The sequence below is a fragment of the Stutzerimonas stutzeri genome (assembly GCF_024448695.1).
GTDB lineage: Bacteria > Pseudomonadota > Gammaproteobacteria > Pseudomonadales > Pseudomonadaceae > Stutzerimonas > Stutzerimonas stutzeri_T.
On sequence record NZ_JAMOHY010000006.1, the window covers coordinates 32250 to 50285 of the forward strand.

Genomic DNA, 18036 nt, shown 5'->3' on the forward strand with positions numbered 1-18036 from the left:
TGCGCCTGAAAAAATCTCGCACCAAATCATTGCTCGCCCCATTGAGTTTGCCGAATCCGAACTATCCTTGAGCTCAGGCCATCCAAACAGGTGAAAGTCGGCAAAACGACTACCGGGCCTCAGGTCACGACCATCGGCAGTTCGGGGGGACGCCACCATCAAGGCCGCCGCACAACAGCAGGCCGCCCCTGAATGCCTGATGACAACACCGGCTCCGAGCATCGTCCGAGGTGAAGTCAATGAGCATTTTCAGCCATTACCAGCAACGATTCGAAGCAACCCGGCAAGAAGAGTATTCGCTTCAGGAATACCTCGATCTGTGCAAGGAAGATCCGGGCACATACGCCAGTGCCGCCGAGCGCCTGCTGATGGCCATCGGCGAACCTGAACTGATCGATACCTCGACCGACTCGCGTCTGTCACGCATCTTTTCCAACAAGGTAATCCGTCGCTACCCGGCGTTCGGCGACTTTCATGGCATGGAGGAGTGCATCGACCAGATCGTTTCCTACTTCCGCCATGCCGCTCAGGGCCTGGAGGAGAAAAAGCAGATTCTCTACCTGCTCGGCCCGGTAGGCGGCGGCAAATCCTCACTGGCGGAAAAACTCAAGCATCTGATGGAAAAGGTGCCCTTCTACGCCATCAAGGGTTCGCCGGTGTTCGAGTCGCCGCTGGGGCTGTTCAACCCCGCCGAAGATGCGCGGATCCTCGAAGAGGACTACGGCATTCCGCCGCGCTACCTCAACTCGATCATGTCGCCCTGGGCAACCAAACGCCTGCAAGAGTTCGGCGGCGACATCAGCCAGTTCCGCGTGGTCAAACTGTACCCCTCGATTCTCAACCAGATCGCCGTGGCCAAGACCGAGCCGGGGGACGAGAACAACCAGGACATCTCCGCGCTGGTGGGTAAGGTGGATATCCGCAAGCTGGAGGAATTTCCGCAGAACGACGCCGATGCCTACAGCTACTCCGGCGCGCTGTGCAGGGCCAATCAGGGCCTGATGGAATTCGTCGAGATGTTCAAGGCGCCGATCAAGGTGCTGCACCCCTTGCTCACCGCCACCCAGGAAGGCAACTACAACAGCACCGAGGGGCTTGGGGCAATTCCCTACAGCGGCATCCTGCTGGCCCACTCCAACGAATCGGAATGGCACACCTTCCGCAACAACAAGAACAACGAAGCCTTCATCGACCGTATTTACATCGTCAAGGTGCCCTACTGCCTGCGCGTCACCGACGAGGTGAAAATCTACGACAAGCTGCTGTTCAACAGCTCGCTGGCCAAGGCCCATTGCGCGCCTGACACGCTGAAGATGCTTGCCCAGTTTTCGGTGCTCTCGCGCCTTAAGGAACCGGAAAACTCCAACATCTACTCGAAGATGCGCGTCTACGACGGCGAGAACCTCAAGGACACCGATCCCAAGGCCAAGTCGATCCAGGAATACCGCGATACCGCAGGCGTCGACGAAGGCATGAACGGCCTGTCGACCCGCTTCGCCTTCAAGATCCTGTCCAAAGTCTTCAACTTCGATCCGCACGAAATCGCCGCCAACCCGGTGCACCTGCTCTACGTGCTGGAGCAGCAGATCGAACAGGAACAGTTCCCCGCCGAGACGCGCGAACGCTATCTGCGCTTCATCAAGGAATACCTGGCGCCGCGCTACGTCGAATTCATTGGCAAGGAAATCCAGACCGCCTACCTGGAAAGCTACAGCGAGTACGGACAGAACATCTTTGACCGCTACGTGCTCTACGCCGACTTCTGGATTCAGGATCAGGAATATCGCGATCCGGAAACCGGCGAAATCCTCAACCGCATGGCCCTCAACGAGGAGCTGGAGAAGATCGAGAAACCCGCCGGCATCAGCAACCCGAAGGATTTCCGCAACGAGATTGTCAACTTCGTGCTGCGCGCCCGCGCCAACAACAACGGCAAGAATCCGTCCTGGCTCAGCTACGAGAAGCTGCGCGTGGTGATCGAGAAGAAGATGTTCTCCAACACCGAGGACCTGCTGCCCGTCATCAGCTTCAACGCCAAGGCCAGCAAGGAAGACCAGAAAAAACACAGCGACTTCGTCGTGCGCATGGTCGAACGCGGCTACACGGAGAAACAGGTTCGCCTGCTCTCGGAATGGTATTTGCGGGTACGCAAATCGCAGTAGAGCAGCTTGATGCCTGAAGCCAGCGCTGAAAGTGAAACGTGCTTCCAGCGCTGGATTCCAGCTGCACCGGAGGGGCTATGAGCTACGTGATCGACCGCCGCCTGAACGGCAAGAACAAGAGCACGGTGAACCGCCAACGGTTCCTGCAGCGTTACCGCGGGCATATCAAGAAGGCGGTGGAGGAAGCCGTGGGGCGGCGCTCCATCACCGACATGGAACATGGCGAGCAGATCAGCATTCCCGGTCGTGATATCGACGAACCCGTGCTGCACCATGGCCGTGGCGGACGGCAGACTGTCGTTCATCCCGGCAACAAGGAGTTCGTCGCCGGCGAACGCATCCCGCGCCCGCAAGGGGGCGGCGGCGGGGGTGGCTCAGGACAAGCCAGTGACAACGGCGAGGGCCTGGACGATTTCGTCTTCCAGATCACCCAGGAGGAGTTCCTCGACTTCATGTTCGAGGATCTGGAGCTGCCCAACCTGGTCAAGCGCCACATCACCGGTACCGATACCTTCAAGACGGTACGCGCCGGCATCAGCAACGAAGGCAACCCGTCACGGATCAACATCGTCCGCACCCTGCGTTCGGCGCACGCCAGGCGTATTGCGCTGTCCGGCAGCAGCCGCACGAAGCTGCGTGAGGCAAAGGCCGAACTGGCGCGACTCAAACTTGAAGAGCCGGACAATTTCAGTGATATCCGCATCATCGAACAGGAAATCGAACGCCTGAGCGCGCGCATCAACCGCGTGCCCTTTCTCGATACCTTCGATTTGAAATACAACCTGCTGGTCAAACATCCCAACCCCAGCTCCAAGGCCGTGATGTTCTGCCTTATGGACGTTTCCGGCTCCATGACCCAATCGACCAAGGACATCGCCAAACGCTTCTTCATCCTGCTGTACCTGTTCCTCAAGCGCAGCTACGACAAGATCGAGGTGGTGTTTATCCGCCACCATACGAGTGCAAAAGAGGTGGACGAGGAGGAGTTCTTCTACTCGCGGGAAACCGGCGGCACCATCGTCTCCAGCGCGCTGAAAATGATGCAGGAAATCATGGCCGAGCGTTATCCGGTCAACGAGTGGAATATCTATGCGGCTCAGGCCTCTGACGGCGACAACTGGAACGATGATTCGCCGGTCTGTCGCGACATTCTGATCAACCAGATCATGCCGTTCGTCCAGTACTTCTCCTACGTTGAAATCACGCCTCGCGAACATCAGGCACTGTGGTACGAATACAACCAGGTGGCCGAAGCCTTTGCCGATTCGTTCGCCCAGCAGCAACTGGTGAGTGCGGGGGATATCTATCCGGTGTTCCGCGAACTCTTCCAGCGACGCATGGCCAGCTGAGGTACGCCGCATGAAACGACAGCCCATTTCCACCGGCTCGGAATGGACCTTCGAGCTGATCCGTGCCTACGACCGCGAAATCGGCCGGATCGCCGAAGGCTATGCCCTCGACACCTACCCCAACCAGATCGAGGTGATCACCGCCGAGCAGATGATGGACGCCTACGCCTCGGTGGGCATGCCGCTGGGCTATCACCACTGGTCCTACGGCAAGCACTTCCTCAGCACCGAGAAATCCTACAGCCGTGGCCAGATGGGCCTGGCCTACGAAATCGTGATCAATTCCGACCCCTGCATCGCCTATCTGATGGAGGAAAACACCATCACCATGCAGGCGCTGGTGATCGCCCACGCCAGCTACGGCCACAACAGCTTCTTCAAGGGCAACTACCTGTTCCGCACCTGGACCGATGCCGGCTCGATCATCGACTATCTGGTGTTCGCCAAGCAGTACATCACCCAGTGCGAGGAACGCCACGGCATCAATGCGGTAGAGGACCTGCTGGACTCCTGCCACGCGCTGATGAACTACGGCGTGGACCGCTACAAGCGGCCCTACCCCATCTCTGCCGAGGAAGAGCGGCGGCGCCAGAAAGACCGCGAAGAGCACCTGCAAAAGCAGATCAACGACCTCTGGCGCACCATCCCCCGCGGCCCTGGAAAAGGCGATGAAGAGGACGACGGCCAGCGTTTCCCCGTCGAGCCACAGGAGAACATCCTTTACTTCATCGAGAAACACGCACCCCTGCTGGAACCCTGGCAGCGCGAGGTCGTGCGGATCGTGCGCAAGATCGCCCAGTATTTCTATCCGCAGCGGCAAACCCAGGTAATGAACGAAGGCTGGGCCACCTTCTGGCACTACACACTGCTCAACGACCTCTACGACGAGGGGTTGGTGACAGACGGCTTCATGTTCGAATTTCTCCAGGCGCACACCAGCGTGATCTACCAGCCGGGGTTCGATAGCCCTTACTACAGCGGCATCAACCCCTACACGCTGGGTTTCGCCATGTACCAGGATATCCGGCGGATCTGCGAGAACCCCACAGAGGAAGACAGGCGCTGGTTCCCCGATATCGCTGGGAGCGACTGGCTGACCACGGTGAAATTCGCCATGCAGAACTTCAAGGATGAGAGTTTCATCCTGCAGTTTCTCTCACCCAAAGTGATACGCGACCTCAAGCTGTTCAGCATTCTTGATGACGACCACAAGGACGAACTGCTGGTGCCGGCCATCCATGACGAGAGCGGCTACCACACCATTCGCGAATTGCTGGCCGCGCAGTACAACCTCGGCAACCGCGAACCCAATATCCAGGTCTGGAGCGTGGACCGCCGTGGCGATCGCTCGCTGACCCTGCGCCACCAGCAACACGACCGCAAACCCCTGGGCAGTTCTACCGAAGAAGTCCTCAAACACCTGCATCGTCTCTGGGGCTTTGATGTCCATCTGCATTCCATGCAGGACGACAATCGCGTGGCCACTCACCATATGCCGCCCAGGACCGAAGCAGAGCCCGAACCGCGTTTCCCCGGCTTGAATCTGACGACGAAACACTGAGCACGAACATTGCGCGCCAAACGCGTAACGCAAGATCCGGCCTACCGCCTGAGGCCCGAACCCTGTTTATCCTTTATCCTCCGCACGAACGGAGGAAGGCATGCAGATCTACAAAGTCGGCGGAGCGGTACGTGACCGGTTGCTGGGGCGTCCCGTAACCGAGGTGGACTGGGTTGTGGTCGGCGCCAGCGCCGAGCAAATGCAGGCGCTGGGCTATCGCCCGGTGGGCGCGGACTTCCCCGTGTTCCTGCATCCACAAACCGGCGAGGAATATGCCCTGGCCCGCACCGAGCGCAAAAGCGGGCGCGGCTATGGTGGGTTCACTTTCTACGCCAGCCCCGACGTCACCCTTGAAGAAGACCTGATCCGCCGCGATCTCACCATCAACGCCATGGCCGAGGACGAACAGGGTCGGCTGATAGACCCTTACAACGGCCAGGCCGATCTCGCCGCACGCACACTCAGGCATGTTTCGCCCGCCTTTGCCGAAGACCCGCTGCGGGTGCTGCGCGTGGCCCGATTTGCGGCACGCTATGCCGGGCTGGGCTTCACCGTCGCCCACGAAACCCTGGCACTGATGCGCCAGCTGGCCGAGTCGGACGAACTGCAAGCGCTCACACCGGAGCGCTGCTGGAAGGAAATTTCCCGCGCCCTGATGGAGCCACACCCCGACGTGTTTGTGCAGGTGTTGCGCGATTGCGGCGCGCTCGCCGTATTGCTTCCCGAGATTGACGCGCTCTTCGCAGCGCACACCGGCAAGGACACGAACCTGCTCGATGTGCTGCGCCAGTGCGCTCTCCACGAGCAGCCACTGACCATTCGCTGGGCTTGCTTGCTGCATTCGCTGAGCAAGAAAGCTGTAATCGAAGCCGTAAATGCACGCTACAAGGTCCCACGCGACTGTCAGGAACTGGCCCTACTGGTCGGTGAATTCCACAGTCACGCACAGCGGGCGCTGGAGCTTGGCGCTGCAGAGCTGTTCGACCTGCTGCAGCACTTCGACATCCACCGCCGCCCCGAGCGCTTCGAGCAGTTCATTGCAGCCTGCGAGATGATCGCCTGCACATATCCCACCCCAGGACAGGACGAACATCCGCAAAGCGCCTGGCTGCGCGCTGCCGCAGACGCCGTCCGCACTGTGGGAGCGAAAACGCTGATCGCGCAGGGCTACAAGGGAGCGGAACTGGGAGAAGCCCTGAAACGCGAGCGATTCAAGGCCATCGAGGACTTTGTCGCCAACCCGCATTGAACGCAGGTTCGCGAGCGTGGCAGCGGACGGTCATGTAGGGTGGATCACGCTTTACCGATCCACGGGGTGGCCATCCACCGAGCGGAGCCACGGTGGATGTAAAAGGCGACATCCACCCTACGATCGACTCAGCAGCTCTTGGGGCGTCAGTTCGCTCTCTCGCCAACGAAAGGCTGTCGGCCACAGTTGCTGCTCGATTCGTGCGGCCTGCCAAAGCTCGTCAAACGTCTGGCCGGCCAGCGGATGACAAACCTCGGGCGCCAGCAGGGCCAGTGGCCAAAGGACGAAGGCATTCCTCAACGTCTCCGGACGCGGCAGTTCCAGGCCATGGAAATTGCCGACCAGATCGGCATACATCAGCACGTCGATATCCAGCGGCAAACCCTTGCGGTCAGGCGCATAGCGGCCATTGTCCGCCTCGATGAACTTGAGCCGGCGATCCAGCTCCATCAGGGGCAGCTCGGTCGTGCCGGCCACTGTCAGATTGAAAAAGTTGTCGCCCTTGTAGCCTACCGCATGGCTTTCGAAGACCGGTGAGCAGCGCATGTTTCCCAGCAACTGGCTCAACGCATCGAGGCCGGCGGTCAGATTGCGCTCGCGTTCGACATTACTGCCGAGCCCGAGCAATACGGGTATCAGCGACATCCGCGCTCGATCTCCACGCCCAGCGCCGTAGCGCGGGCATTGACGCCCGGTTTGGTTACCCGCAACCGCAACCAGGGGATCGCGAAGCGCGTCATCAGGGTCGCAGCCAGGCGCTCGGCGAACGTCTCGACCAGCTCGAAGCGGGCTGCCTGCGCAAACTGGTCGATGACACCCGCCACTTCGGCGTAATCAAGCGCCTTTGCGAGTTCGTCATTCTCGGCAGCAGGACGAATGTCCCAGCCAAGGGTCAGGTCCAGCCGCAGGCACTGGCGAATACCGCGTTCCCAGTCATAGGCGCCGATCAGCGTATCCACTTGCAACCCTTCGATGAAAACTGTATCCACGCAACTCACTCCACGGCACGACACGGTTCATCCTGCGTCGCTGGCAGCGATCATCGAAAAACACGGGCCATGCCGTTTTTTTAACGAAGTATTGCCAACGCAGGTAGTTTTACAGCGCCCTGTTAGACTTTGGGACCCCTGCCCCGGATGTAATTTCATGTTCTGGCAACTGACACTGCTCGCTTATCTGATCGGTTCACTGTCATTTGCCATTCTACTCAGCCGTCTGGTGGGCGCACCCGACCCACGTGCGAGTGGCTCCGGCAACCCAGGCGCGACCAACATGCTGCGGCTGGCCGGCAAGCGCCTGGCGATTGCCACGCTATGCGGCGACCTGCTCAAGGGCCTGCTGCCCGTGCTGCTCGCCGCAGCCCTGGGATTACCGATCGAGCAGCAAAGCTGGATTGCACTGGCAGCCGTGCTTGGCCACCTGTATCCGCTGTATTTCCGCTTTCGCGGCGGCAAGGGCGTGGCCACTGCGGCAGGCGCCCTGCTAGGACTCTATCCACCCGCCGCGCTGCTCGCACTGGCCGCCTGGCTACTGGTATTCAAACTCTCCCGCACCAGCTCCCTGGCCGCGCTGGCCGCGTTGCCGCTGTGCCTGCCACTACTTGCGTGGCAACGCCCCGACAGCCTACTGCCGATGGCCTTGCTGGCCGGCCTGATCATCTGGCGGCATCGCGGCAACCTGCGCGACCTGATTGCCGGACGCGAACGGCACTTCTGAGGACACCTGAACGACGCAACCTGCGCTTACACCCCGCAGCCGGGGAGACTTTCCATCGGCCAGCGCGCCTGCACCTTGATCGCCAGGTCTTCATGCTGACCGGCGAGCAGGCGCTGACATCCGGCATAGGCGATCATCGCACCGTTGTCCGTGCAGAAGCGTGGTCGCGCATAGAACACCTGCCCTTTGAGTTCGGCGAGCATGCCTTCCAGACTGTGCCGCAGGGCCTGATTGGCGCTCACGCCACCGGCGATCACCAGCGTATTGAGGCCCGTCTGCTGCAAGGCGCGGCGGCATTTGATCGTCAACGTATCGACGACCGCCTGCTGGAAGGCCAGGGCGATGTCACAGCGCGTCTGCTCGCCCTCATCACCAGCAGCGCGACAGCGTTGCCAGGTGGTGAGGGTGGAGGTCTTGAGGCCGCTGAAACTGAAATCCAGCCCTGGACGATCAGTCATCGGGCGCGGGAATACAAAGCGTCCCGGCGTGCCACGCTCGGCCAGCGCAGCGATTTCAGGGCCGCCGGGATAGCGCAGCCCCATCAACTTGGCCGTCTTGTCGAAGGCCTCACCAGCCGCATCGTCCACCGACTCACCCAGCAACTCATAACGACCGATGCCATCGACCCGCACCAGCTGCGTATGGCCACCGGAAACCAGCAAGGCGACGAACGGAAACGCCGGGGGCCGCTCTTCGAGCATGGGCGCCAGCAGATGACCTTCCATATGATGCACACCAATCGCCGGCACGCCCCAGGCAAAGGCCATCGCCTGAGCACAGGAGGCGCCCACCAGCAAGGCACCCACCAGACCAGGGCCGGCTGTATAAGCCACTGCGTCGATCTGGCTCGAATCGCGCCCGGCCTCATCCAGCACCTGACGAATCAGCGGCAGCATGCGCTTGACGTGATCGCGCGACGCCAGCTCGGGCACAACGCCGCCGTACACACGGTGCAGGTCGATCTGACTGAACAGCGCATCGGCCAGCAGCCCCTGTTCGCTGTCATACAGCGCGACACCGGTTTCGTCGCATGAAGTTTCCAGCCCCAGCACCAGCATGGGTGTGTAACCTTTAGAGAAGCGAATGAAGCCGCGCATGATAATCGCCGCAGTGCCACAGGGGCCAGGACTCTGATGCTTTTTCGCTCAACGCCCTTTGCATTCCTCGCAGCAAGGCGTTAACATCCGCAACCCTTAAAACCAGCGTGCTCGCGATATTTGCCGAAGCGCGTTGTAACCGGTAAACAAGTGAAGGTACGTCCTGGATGCCCAACGTTAAAGTCAAAGAGAACGAACCATTCGACGTAGCTCTGCGTCGCTTCAAGCGTTCTTGCGAAAAGGCCGGTGTTCTGGCCGAAGTCCGCAGCCGCGAGTTCTACGAGAAGCCTACTGCCGAGCGCAAGCGTAAAGCTGCTGCCGCAGTCAAGCGTCACGCCAAGAAAGTGCAGCGCGAACAGCGCCGCAGCGTTCGCCTGTACTGATCCCGGTACAGCGAAGCTGCTTCAAGCCCGGCGAATGCCGGGCTTTGCATTTGCGCTGAAAAAGACTCCGCTTCGCCAGCTGGCGAATGGGCGGAGTTTTTTCATTTCCGCGCCATTCATTGCGAGCGTACTCTAAAGCCCTTATGGCCGGCCTGATCCCACAGTCCTTCATTGATGACCTGCTCAACCGCTCCGATATCGTCGAAGTGGTGAGTTCGCGTATTCAACTGAAAAAAGCCGGAAAGAACTACACCGCCTGCTGCCCATTCCACAAGGAAAAAACCCCCTCGTTCAGCGTCAGCCCTGACAAGCAGTTCTATTACTGCTTCGGCTGCGGCGCAGGTGGCAATGCCCTTGGCTTCATCATGGACCACGACAGCCTGGACTTCCCCCAGGCCGTCGAGGATCTGGCCAAGCGCGCCGGCATGGAAGTGCCCCGCGAGGAAAGCGGCCCCGGTCGCAAACCCCGGCAGCCGGTCGACTCGCCGCTTTATCCGCTGCTCGATGCCGCCGCCGACTATTACCGTCAGGCACTGAAGAGCCACCCCGCGCGCAAGGCTGCCGTGGAATACCTCAAGAGCCGCGGCCTGTCGGGGGTGATCGCCCGCGACTTCAGCCTGGGCTTCGCACCGCCCGGCTGGGACAACCTGATCAAGCATTTGGGCGGCGACACCCTGCAGCACAAAGCCATGCTCGACGCCGGCCTGCTGATCGAGAATGCGGAAACCGGACGCAGCTACGACCGCTTCCGCGACCGCGTGATGTTTCCCATCCGCGACAGTCGCGGCCGCATCATCGCCTTTGGCGGGCGAGTGCTGGGCGACGACAAACCCAAATACCTCAACTCGCCAGAGACCCCGGTATTTCACAAGGGCCAGGAGCTCTACGGCCTCTACGAGGCGCGCAAGTCCAACCGCGACCTTGACGAAATCATGGTCGTGGAAGGCTATATGGACGTCATCGCCCTGGCCCAGCAAGGCCTGCGCAACGCCGTCGCGACACTCGGCACCGCCACCAGCGATGAGCACCTCAAGCGCCTGTTCCGCGTCGTCCCCAGCGTACTGTTCTGCTTCGACGGCGACGCTGCTGGCCGCAAGGCAGCCTGGCGCGCACTGGAATCGACACTGCCCAACCTCCAGGACGGCAAGCGCGCGCGCTTTCTGTTCCTGCCCGAAGGCGAAGACCCGGACAGCCTGGTGCGCCGCGAAGGCACCGATGCCTTCCTCGCCCGCATCCAGCAGCAGGCACAACCGCTCGCCGACTATTTCTTCCAGCAGCTCAGCGAAGAGGCCGACCCACGCTCACTGGAAGGCAAGGCCCACCTGGCAACGCTGGCGGCACCGCTCATCGAAAAGATTCCCGGCGCCAACCTGCGCACCCTGATGCGTCAGCGCCTGGGCGAAATCACCGGCCTGCACGGCGACGCACTGCAGCAAATGACCGCCGCCGCGCCAACTGCAGCGCCCCACTACGATGACAACGCCTATTACGACGCCAGTACCGGCCACGAGGAAGACGCCTACTACGCGCCGCAGGAGCCTCCCCAACCCAGGCGCAGCGACAAGAAAGATTGGAAAAAGGACTGGAAAAAACCCGGCCAGCGACCAGACTTCAAGGCACGAGGCCCTCGCACCCCAACCAGCGTCGAGCCGCCGGCACTGACCACCCTGCGCACACTGCTGCATCACCCTGAGCTGGCGCAGAAAGTCGAAGATGCCAGCAATTTTGCCGCAGAAGATGACACCTACGCCCAACTGCTGGTCGCCCTGCTCGGCACCCTGCAAAAGAATCCAAAGCTGCGCAGCCTGCAATTGATCGCACGCTGGCACGGCACCGACCAGGGCCGTCTTTTACGCGCCCTGGCGGAGAAAGAATGGCTGATCTCGGCCGATAACCTTGAACAGCAATTTTTCGACACCATAACTACCCTGGCCTCCAGACAACGCGAACGCAGCCTCGAAATACTGCTCCGCAAGGCCCGCCAGGGCGAACTCAGCGCAGAGGAAAAAGATCAGCTGCGCAACCTTTTGAATCGCAACGCAACACCCGCTAAAGAGCTCCTCTGAAACGTAGGCGAGGCAGGCAGGACCAGGAAAAAACAGGTGAGACACGTAGCGCAGCGAACTAACAGCCCCAGGCTGGCCCGCAGGGTGAGCGCAGCGAATCACGCAAAGCTTAGTGGTGTAAATAAGCCGTCCAAGCCTGTTTTTAACGCAGTATTGCCAACGCAGATCGTTTGAGAGGCGCCCTGAATCGACCTCAACTGGCGCGTGAGGTCCCTGCTCGGCTATAATGCTCAGCTTGTTTTCAGCCCGCCAGAACCGTCAGTGGATAGGGTTATATGTCCGGAAAAGCGCAACAGCAGTCTCGTCTCAAAGAATTGATCCAGCGTGGCCGTGAGCAGGGTTACCTGACTTACGCTGAGGTCAATGACCACCTGCCGGAGGATATTTCCGACCCGGAACAGGTGGAAGATATCATCCGCATGATCAACGACATGGGTATCAATGTATTCGAGGTCGCCCCGGATGCCGATGCCCTGTTGCTGGCCGAAGCCGATACCGATGAAGCCGCTGCCGAAGAGGCCGCCGCGGCTCTCGCTGCCGTCGAAACGGACATTGGCCGCACAACCGACCCGGTGCGCATGTACATGCGTGAAATGGGCACGGTCGAGTTGCTGACCCGCGAAGGCGAGATCGAAATCGCCAAACGCATCGAGGAAGGCATCCGCGAAGTCATGAGCGCCATCGCTCATTTCCCCGGAACCGTCGACAGCATTCTCGCCGATTACGACCGCGTCACCACCGAAGGTGGCCGTCTGTCCGACATCCTGAGCGGCTATATCGACCCTGATGACGACGGCGCTGCCGGGCCTCAACAGGAAGTCGAGCCAGTCGTACCCGCAGCTGCAGCCAAGCCTGCAGCCGACGGCAAGGATGACGAAGAGGAAGACGACGCCGACACCGAAGAGGAAGAAGGCGATGGCGGTCCGGATCCAGAAGTCGCCCGCGTGCGCTTCGGCGCCGTTGCCGACCAGCTGGAAGTCGCCAAGAAAGCCCTGAAAAAGCATGGCCGTGCGAGCAAGCAGGCAGTCGAAGCCCTGCAGGAGCTGGCCATCCTGTTCATGCCGATCAAGCTCATTCCCAAGCAGTACGATGCGCTGGTGCTGCGCGTGCGCGACGCCCTGAGCCAGGTGCGTGCGCAGGAACGCGCCATCATGCAGCTCTGTGTACGTGACGCCCGCATGCCACGCGCCGACTTCCTGCGCCAGTTCCCCAACCATGAGACCGACCTTGACTGGGCCGAGCAACTGGCGGGCGGCAAGAGCAAATATGCCGAAGCCATCGGCGCACGCAAGGAAGACATTCAGCGCTGCCAGCAGAAGCTGATCGCCCTTGAAGAAGAATGCGTACTGGCCATTGCCGACATCAAGGACATCAACCGTCGCATGTCCATCGGCGAAGCCAAGGCACGCCGGGCGAAGAAAGAGATGGTCGAGGCCAACCTGCGCCTGGTGATCTCCATCGCCAAGAAGTACACCAACCGCGGCCTGCAATTCCTCGACCTGATTCAGGAAGGCAACATCGGCCTGATGAAAGCGGTGGACAAGTTCGAATACCGCCGCGGCTACAAGTTCTCGACCTACGCCACCTGGTGGATTCGCCAGGCGATCACTCGCTCCATTGCCGACCAGGCGCGGACCATCCGCATCCCGGTGCACATGATCGAGACGATCAACAAGCTCAACCGCATCTCCCGTCAGATGCTGCAGGAAATGGGTCGTGAACCCACTCCCGAAGAGCTTGGCGAGCGCATGGAAATGCCCGAGGACAAGATCCGCAAGGTGCTGAAGATCGCCAAAGAGCCGATCTCCATGGAAACCCCCATCGGTGACGACGAAGACTCGCACCTGGGCGACTTCATTGAAGACTCCGCCATGCAATCGCCGATCGACGTGGCGACTGTGGAAAGCCTCAAGGAAGCCACCCGGGACGTCCTCTCCGGCCTTACCGCACGGGAAGCCAAGGTCCTGCGCATGCGCTTCGGCATCGACATGAACACCGACCACACCCTTGAGGAAGTCGGCAAGCAGTTCGATGTCACCCGCGAGCGTATCCGCCAGATCGAAGCCAAGGCACTGCGCAAGCTGCGCCACCCGACGAGAAGCGAGCACCTTCGCTCCTTCCTCGACGAGTGACCCAAAACCCCCGGTCCAAACCGGGGGTTTTGCTTTGCACTACACAAAGCAGCCATCCTGCACAGCTTCGCTTGGCGCACCCGCAACACCCCCGGTATAATCCGCCGGCCTCTGAGGGCCTATAGCTCAGTTGGTTAGAGCAGAGGACTCATAATCCTTTGGTCCACGGTTCGAGTCCGTGTGGGCCCACCATTAAAATCAACGACTTAAGCCCGCCTCCATGGTGGGCTTTTTCGTTTATAGCCATTCTAGTCCCCGCTTTAGTCCCCGCTACCTCTCTTACCCTGGCTTGCAGTCGAGGCAGCGAAGCGCCACAGCTGGCTCTCCCAAAGCAGAAAGATCCGCTTCGGCCAGCACTTACTCACGAAGATGAGGCAGCTGACGATCGTTAGTGGGCCGTTCCACAGCAATCGTTTAGACTTGGTTACGTAAATACGTAATCAAGACAAGCCAAATCCAGACAGGGATGATGCTAATGGCCACGGCCCGTCAAATCATTGCTCTGCTGAGTAGCCATAACCAAGGTGATGAGGAGCAATTCCTCTCAATCGCCCTGCAGGTGGCTGCGTCTGAGTCGCGTCGAGGTCGACAGGAAGTCGCAGACGAGCTCAAGCGCTTGGTAGATGCTGCTCGCACTCAGAACCATAAGCCGCGGGTTGTCCCCAAGCGGGCCGGGTACGATGTCGCCATTCCAATTGCCAAACCTCGCGGCGAGCTTGAAAACCTACTAACCGCATCATTTCCGCACGCAAAGATGCAGGATTTGGTGCTTGCTGAAAGCATGCTCTCGCGGCTTGAGCGCTTCGTGCACCAACAACGTCAGCGAGATAGGCTGCGGCACCACAACCTCACCCCAACGTCTCGCCTACTTTTGGTTGGCCCTCCCGGCTCAGGTAAGACTTTGACGGCATCTGTCTTAGCTGGTGAGTTACAACTCCCACTGTTCACTATCCGCTTAGATACCGTTATAACGCGGTATATGGGCGAAACCGCATCTAAACTACGGCTAATTTTTGATCAGATAGCTACAACGCGTGGCGTTTATCTTTTCGATGAGTTTGATGCAATCGGTGGGCGGCGCAACGCAGATAATGATGTGGGAGAAATGCGCAGAGTACTTAACTCTTTCCTCCAATTCCTCGAGGAACCAAATAGTACTGATAGCGTCGTGATTGCCACTACGAACCACCCGGAAATTTTGGATCGCGCATTATTCCGTCGCTTCGATGACATATTGGAATACGCCCTACCAGATGCTGATGGAATAAAATCTGTATTGCAGACACGCCTACATGACTATCTTCCTAAGCGGATGACTTGGAGCAAGGTCACGAACGCAGCTGCAGGATTGAGCCAGGCGGAAATCACAAGAGCCGCAACCGAAGTAGTGAAAGGCTTGGTCCTAAGTAATGAAGGACAGCTCTCCACAGATACATTAATTTCCGCTTTGAATGAACGCCACACCCTACGAGAGACAATGTCTGGCATTTCGCAAAGCTAACCTACTTTCAAATTGAGGCTGGAGGCCTAACCGTAGTTTATGGAAGACTCAAATAATAAGACGCCTCCTTACAACTTGCCTCACTTTCGCGTTGAAAAATTCAAAACTGAACATGATTATCAGCGCCCCGACAAAGACTTCAGCGGAATTACGTCCGGTAGAGATTACTTGGCTCACGGCCCACGCCTGAGAGCCGAACTCGCTGAAGCATTTCAGGCTACTCATGCCTTGCCGAGCCTCTACGACCCTCAAATAAGCACATCAAAGCCCGCTGTTTACCTTGAGGTCACGGTTCCCAAGGACGCCCCCATCCCAGACCTGAGCTGGAAGAGCCAGGATATCCGCTTTTCCGCCCTGCGAGTGAGTGACAATGGAGAGCAAGTCGGCGCCCTCTATATCCCACACAATGCTGAAGTGTTCTTAACTGAAAAAGTTCGGGAATACGCAACAGAAACCACTGACTCGGGCAAGCCAAAACTCGAAAACAAATTATCTCCTGTAGAGAACTTCTCTGCAGGTAGCATCAAAACTCTATGGACCGACTCTCGACCATTCCCCCAACCAACTGAAGCATTGTGGTGGGAGTGTTGGTGCTTAGCATCGCGAGTAGAAAACTTCGTCAGGCTTGCGCAAAGACTACAATTAAGAGTTAGTGAAGCGCGATTGAGCTTTCCTGATATTGAAGTCGTACCCGTCTATGCCAATGCTGGTGAAATACAAAAACTAATTCAAAATTCTGATGCCGTCGAGGAACTACGCAAGGCATCTGACAACCCCTGCTTCTTCACTCGGACCGCTCGTCATGAACAAGCGGCTTGGGTCGAAGGGCTGATAGAGAGAATCCGCCCCCCAGCTAGTACTAGCCCAGCGATCTGTATTCTTGATCACGGTGTAAATCAACAACACCCATTACTCAGTCTCGCACTTGCAATCGAAGACTGTCAGTCCGTGCACCCTGAATGGGGCGGCCACGACCACGACGGTCATGGAACCAATATGGCGGGTTCCGCGCTGTACGGTGATATCACCTATTCGCTTGCCGATCAAAGAAGTATCTCTCTGGCTACAAGGCTTGAATCGGTAAAATTTCTTCCGCCTCCAGGGTGGGAGCGTAACGATCCTGCTAACTATGGGGTTATCACTCAATCAGCCGTGAGCATCGCGGAGACTCGTAATAATGAGCGGCAACGAGTCTACTGCATGGCTGTTTCGAACACGGATGTTTCTGGAGAGCGCCCTACCAGTTGGAGCTCAGCTATTGATCAGATCTGTTCGGGCTCAATGGTAGGCGACGAGGACGAGGACTCAACTGAAACCCCAAAGCGTCTTTTCATACTATCGGCAGGGAACATCCCCGACTCCTCAGACCCGGACGAAGTTTCAGATATTGATGAGTTTCCAATTGAAGATCCTGCTCAAGCATGGAATGCAATTGCGGTTGGCGGCTTTACCGACAAAATTGATCTATCGGCACAACCGGGATTAGAAGAGTGGCAAGCGCTGGCCGAGGTAGGTGATCACAGCCCATACAGCCGCACATCTGCCGACTGGGACCACTCTCGCTGCCCAATAAAGCCTGAGATCGTTTTTGAAGCTGGCAATAGAGCCATAAGCCCTGATGGTCGCGAACTACTTTCAGGGGTTGCCGCGCTCTCAATATTGACCACTGGCAAGGACTTCACGAAGGTTCCGTTGGAAGAGTTTTGGGCAACAAGCGCAGCTACAGCTCAAGCTGCCGGCATGGCGGCAGCCATCATGGCCAACCATCCAGATTTTTGGCCTGAGACAGTTAGAGCGCTGATGATCCACAGCGCGCAGTGGACTCCGGCAATGCTTGCTCGGCTTAAAAGTAAGGGAAAGAAAGAGTCCATCCTATTAGCCAGACATTTTGGTTACGGGGTTCCTCAGCTAAATAGAGCATTGTCATCCGCACAAAACGATTTAGCACTAATCTCTGAAGCTCATATTCAGCCATTCATTCGTAAAGAAAATCATGAGGGTAAGCTTGCCTCATCACCGTCATTTAATGAAGTCCACTATTACGACCTCCCCTGGCCAAAGTCTGAACTTGAGCGTCTAGAGAACAAAAAGGTCAGCTTAAAAATAACATTATCTTATTTTATCGAGCCAAGCCCAGGAGAAATGGCGCAAGTCGTGCCTGCTCGCTACCAGTCCTTTGGCTTGCGCTTCGAGCTTAAAAGAAAATCGGATACAGAAACGGTTTTCAGACACCGAGTTAATAAATTAGAACGGCACGGCCCGAAACCACCAGATGCCGAGATAGATAACCGCTGGACATTCGGACCGAAAAGCATTGCTGCCGGATCAGTGCATAGTGACGTATGGACAGGACCAGCGATTGACTTAGCATCGCGGGACAAAATAGCAATATACCCTGTCGCCGGCTGGTGGAGATATCGCAGCCACCTCAAGAAATACAACTCTGTGGCGAGGTATAGCTTAGTGGTCTCCATTTCCTCACAAGAGGAAGATGTTAATCTGTATTCAGAGATCGCCCAAGTTATCGCGACCAGAATAGAGAGCGAAATTTCTACGTGATGTGCAAACATGAACGGATTGCTTCAGTACACCTTCAACGAACAATGTTTTGGCGATAGTTGCCCTCTGCTGATCGATGAAAGCCATAAGAAGCCTTCCTGACAACTGTCAAAGCACTTATGGCAAGCTTCCGATGGCTGCACTCGCCTAGGCAGGGTTGATACCGGCCGCGCCTGGATCTAAGACGACCTTCCCAACCAAATTCGACGTAGTCAATTAGCCGTTAGTTAGCTATTGGCCGCAACAGAAAACACTGACCAA

At 58.2% G+C, this 18036-nt stretch carries 13 protein-coding genes and 1 tRNA gene; 11 read left to right on the forward strand and 3 right to left on the reverse strand.

Annotated features, from left to right (window positions below; all coding sequences use genetic code 11):
- The first annotated feature begins 239 nt into the window (after window positions 1–239).
- The 4 genes from NAV32_RS07565 to NAV32_RS07580 all read left to right on the forward strand — a co-directional run bounded on the left by NAV32_RS07565 (window position 240) and on the right by NAV32_RS07580 (window position 6321).
- Window positions 240–2162, forward strand: coding sequence for a PrkA family serine protein kinase (locus NAV32_RS07565; RefSeq protein ID WP_256052194.1), 1923 nt, complete (start codon window positions 240–242; stop codon window positions 2160–2162).
- 77 nt (window positions 2163–2239) lie between these two features.
- On the forward strand, window positions 2240–3511 hold the full coding sequence (locus NAV32_RS07570; RefSeq protein WP_256052195.1) for a YeaH/YhbH family protein: 1272 nt from the start codon (window positions 2240–2242) through the stop codon (window positions 3509–3511).
- 10 nt (window positions 3512–3521) lie between these two features.
- A complete protein-coding gene (locus NAV32_RS07575; protein ID WP_256052196.1) occupies window positions 3522–5072 on the forward strand; it encodes a SpoVR family protein in 1551 nt (516 codons plus the stop codon).
- A 100-nt stretch (window positions 5073–5172) separates the two neighbouring features.
- Window positions 5173–6321 (forward strand): multifunctional CCA addition/repair protein, encoded by a 1149-nt coding sequence (locus NAV32_RS07580; protein WP_256052197.1) that lies wholly within the window; start codon window positions 5173–5175, stop codon window positions 6319–6321.
- 117 nt (window positions 6322–6438) lie between these two features.
- Here the strand turns inward: NAV32_RS07580 and folK are convergent, their stop codons facing one another.
- Both folK and folB read right to left on the reverse strand, forming a co-directional pair.
- Window positions 6439–6966, reverse strand: coding sequence for a 2-amino-4-hydroxy-6-hydroxymethyldihydropteridine diphosphokinase (folK, locus tag NAV32_RS07585; RefSeq protein ID WP_256052198.1), 528 nt, complete (start codon window positions 6964–6966; stop codon window positions 6439–6441).
- A complete protein-coding gene (folB, locus tag NAV32_RS07590; RefSeq protein WP_256052199.1) occupies window positions 6957–7310 on the reverse strand; it encodes a dihydroneopterin aldolase in 354 nt (117 codons plus the stop codon). Before folB ends, folK begins: the two co-directional genes overlap by 10 nt.
- A gap of 157 nt (window positions 7311–7467) precedes the next feature.
- Here folB and plsY point away from each other — a divergent pair, with 157 nt between their 5' ends.
- Window positions 7468–8037 carry a glycerol-3-phosphate 1-O-acyltransferase PlsY gene (gene plsY / locus NAV32_RS07595; protein WP_256052200.1) on the forward strand — a complete coding sequence of 190 codons (570 nt, stop codon included), beginning with the start codon at window positions 7468–7470 and terminating at the stop codon, window positions 8035–8037.
- 26 nt (window positions 8038–8063) lie between these two features.
- Here plsY and tsaD read toward each other — a convergent pair whose 3' ends face one another.
- Window positions 8064–9095: a tRNA (adenosine(37)-N6)-threonylcarbamoyltransferase complex transferase subunit TsaD gene (gene tsaD / locus NAV32_RS07600; RefSeq protein WP_256052285.1), complete on the reverse strand. Its 1032-nt coding sequence runs from the start codon at window positions 9093–9095 to the stop codon at window positions 8064–8066.
- 206 nt (window positions 9096–9301) lie between these two features.
- Between tsaD and rpsU the strand changes: the two genes are divergently transcribed.
- The 6 genes from rpsU (at window position 9302) to NAV32_RS07630 (ending at window position 17775) form a co-directional block, all read left to right on the forward strand.
- Window positions 9302–9517, forward strand: coding sequence for a 30S ribosomal protein S21 (gene rpsU, locus NAV32_RS07605; protein ID WP_003283508.1), 216 nt, complete (start codon window positions 9302–9304; stop codon window positions 9515–9517).
- Window positions 9518–9660: 143 nt separating this feature from the next.
- A complete protein-coding gene (dnaG, locus tag NAV32_RS07610; protein ID WP_256052201.1) occupies window positions 9661–11583 on the forward strand; it encodes a DNA primase in 1923 nt (640 codons plus the stop codon).
- A 275-nt stretch (window positions 11584–11858) separates the two neighbouring features.
- Window positions 11859–13715 (forward strand): RNA polymerase sigma factor RpoD, encoded by a 1857-nt coding sequence (rpoD, locus tag NAV32_RS07615; protein WP_256052202.1) that lies wholly within the window; start codon window positions 11859–11861, stop codon window positions 13713–13715.
- Between the two features lie 115 nt (window positions 13716–13830).
- Window positions 13831–13907, forward strand: a tRNA-Ile gene (locus NAV32_RS07620).
- Window positions 13908–14190: 283 nt separating this feature from the next.
- On the forward strand, window positions 14191–15216 hold the full coding sequence (locus NAV32_RS07625) for an AAA family ATPase (RefSeq protein WP_256052203.1): 1026 nt from the start codon (window positions 14191–14193) through the stop codon (window positions 15214–15216).
- 39 nt (window positions 15217–15255) lie between these two features.
- Window positions 15256–17775: a S8 family peptidase gene (locus NAV32_RS07630; protein ID WP_256052204.1), complete on the forward strand. Its 2520-nt coding sequence runs from the start codon at window positions 15256–15258 to the stop codon at window positions 17773–17775.
- The last annotated feature ends 261 nt before the right edge of the window (window positions 17776–18036 follow it).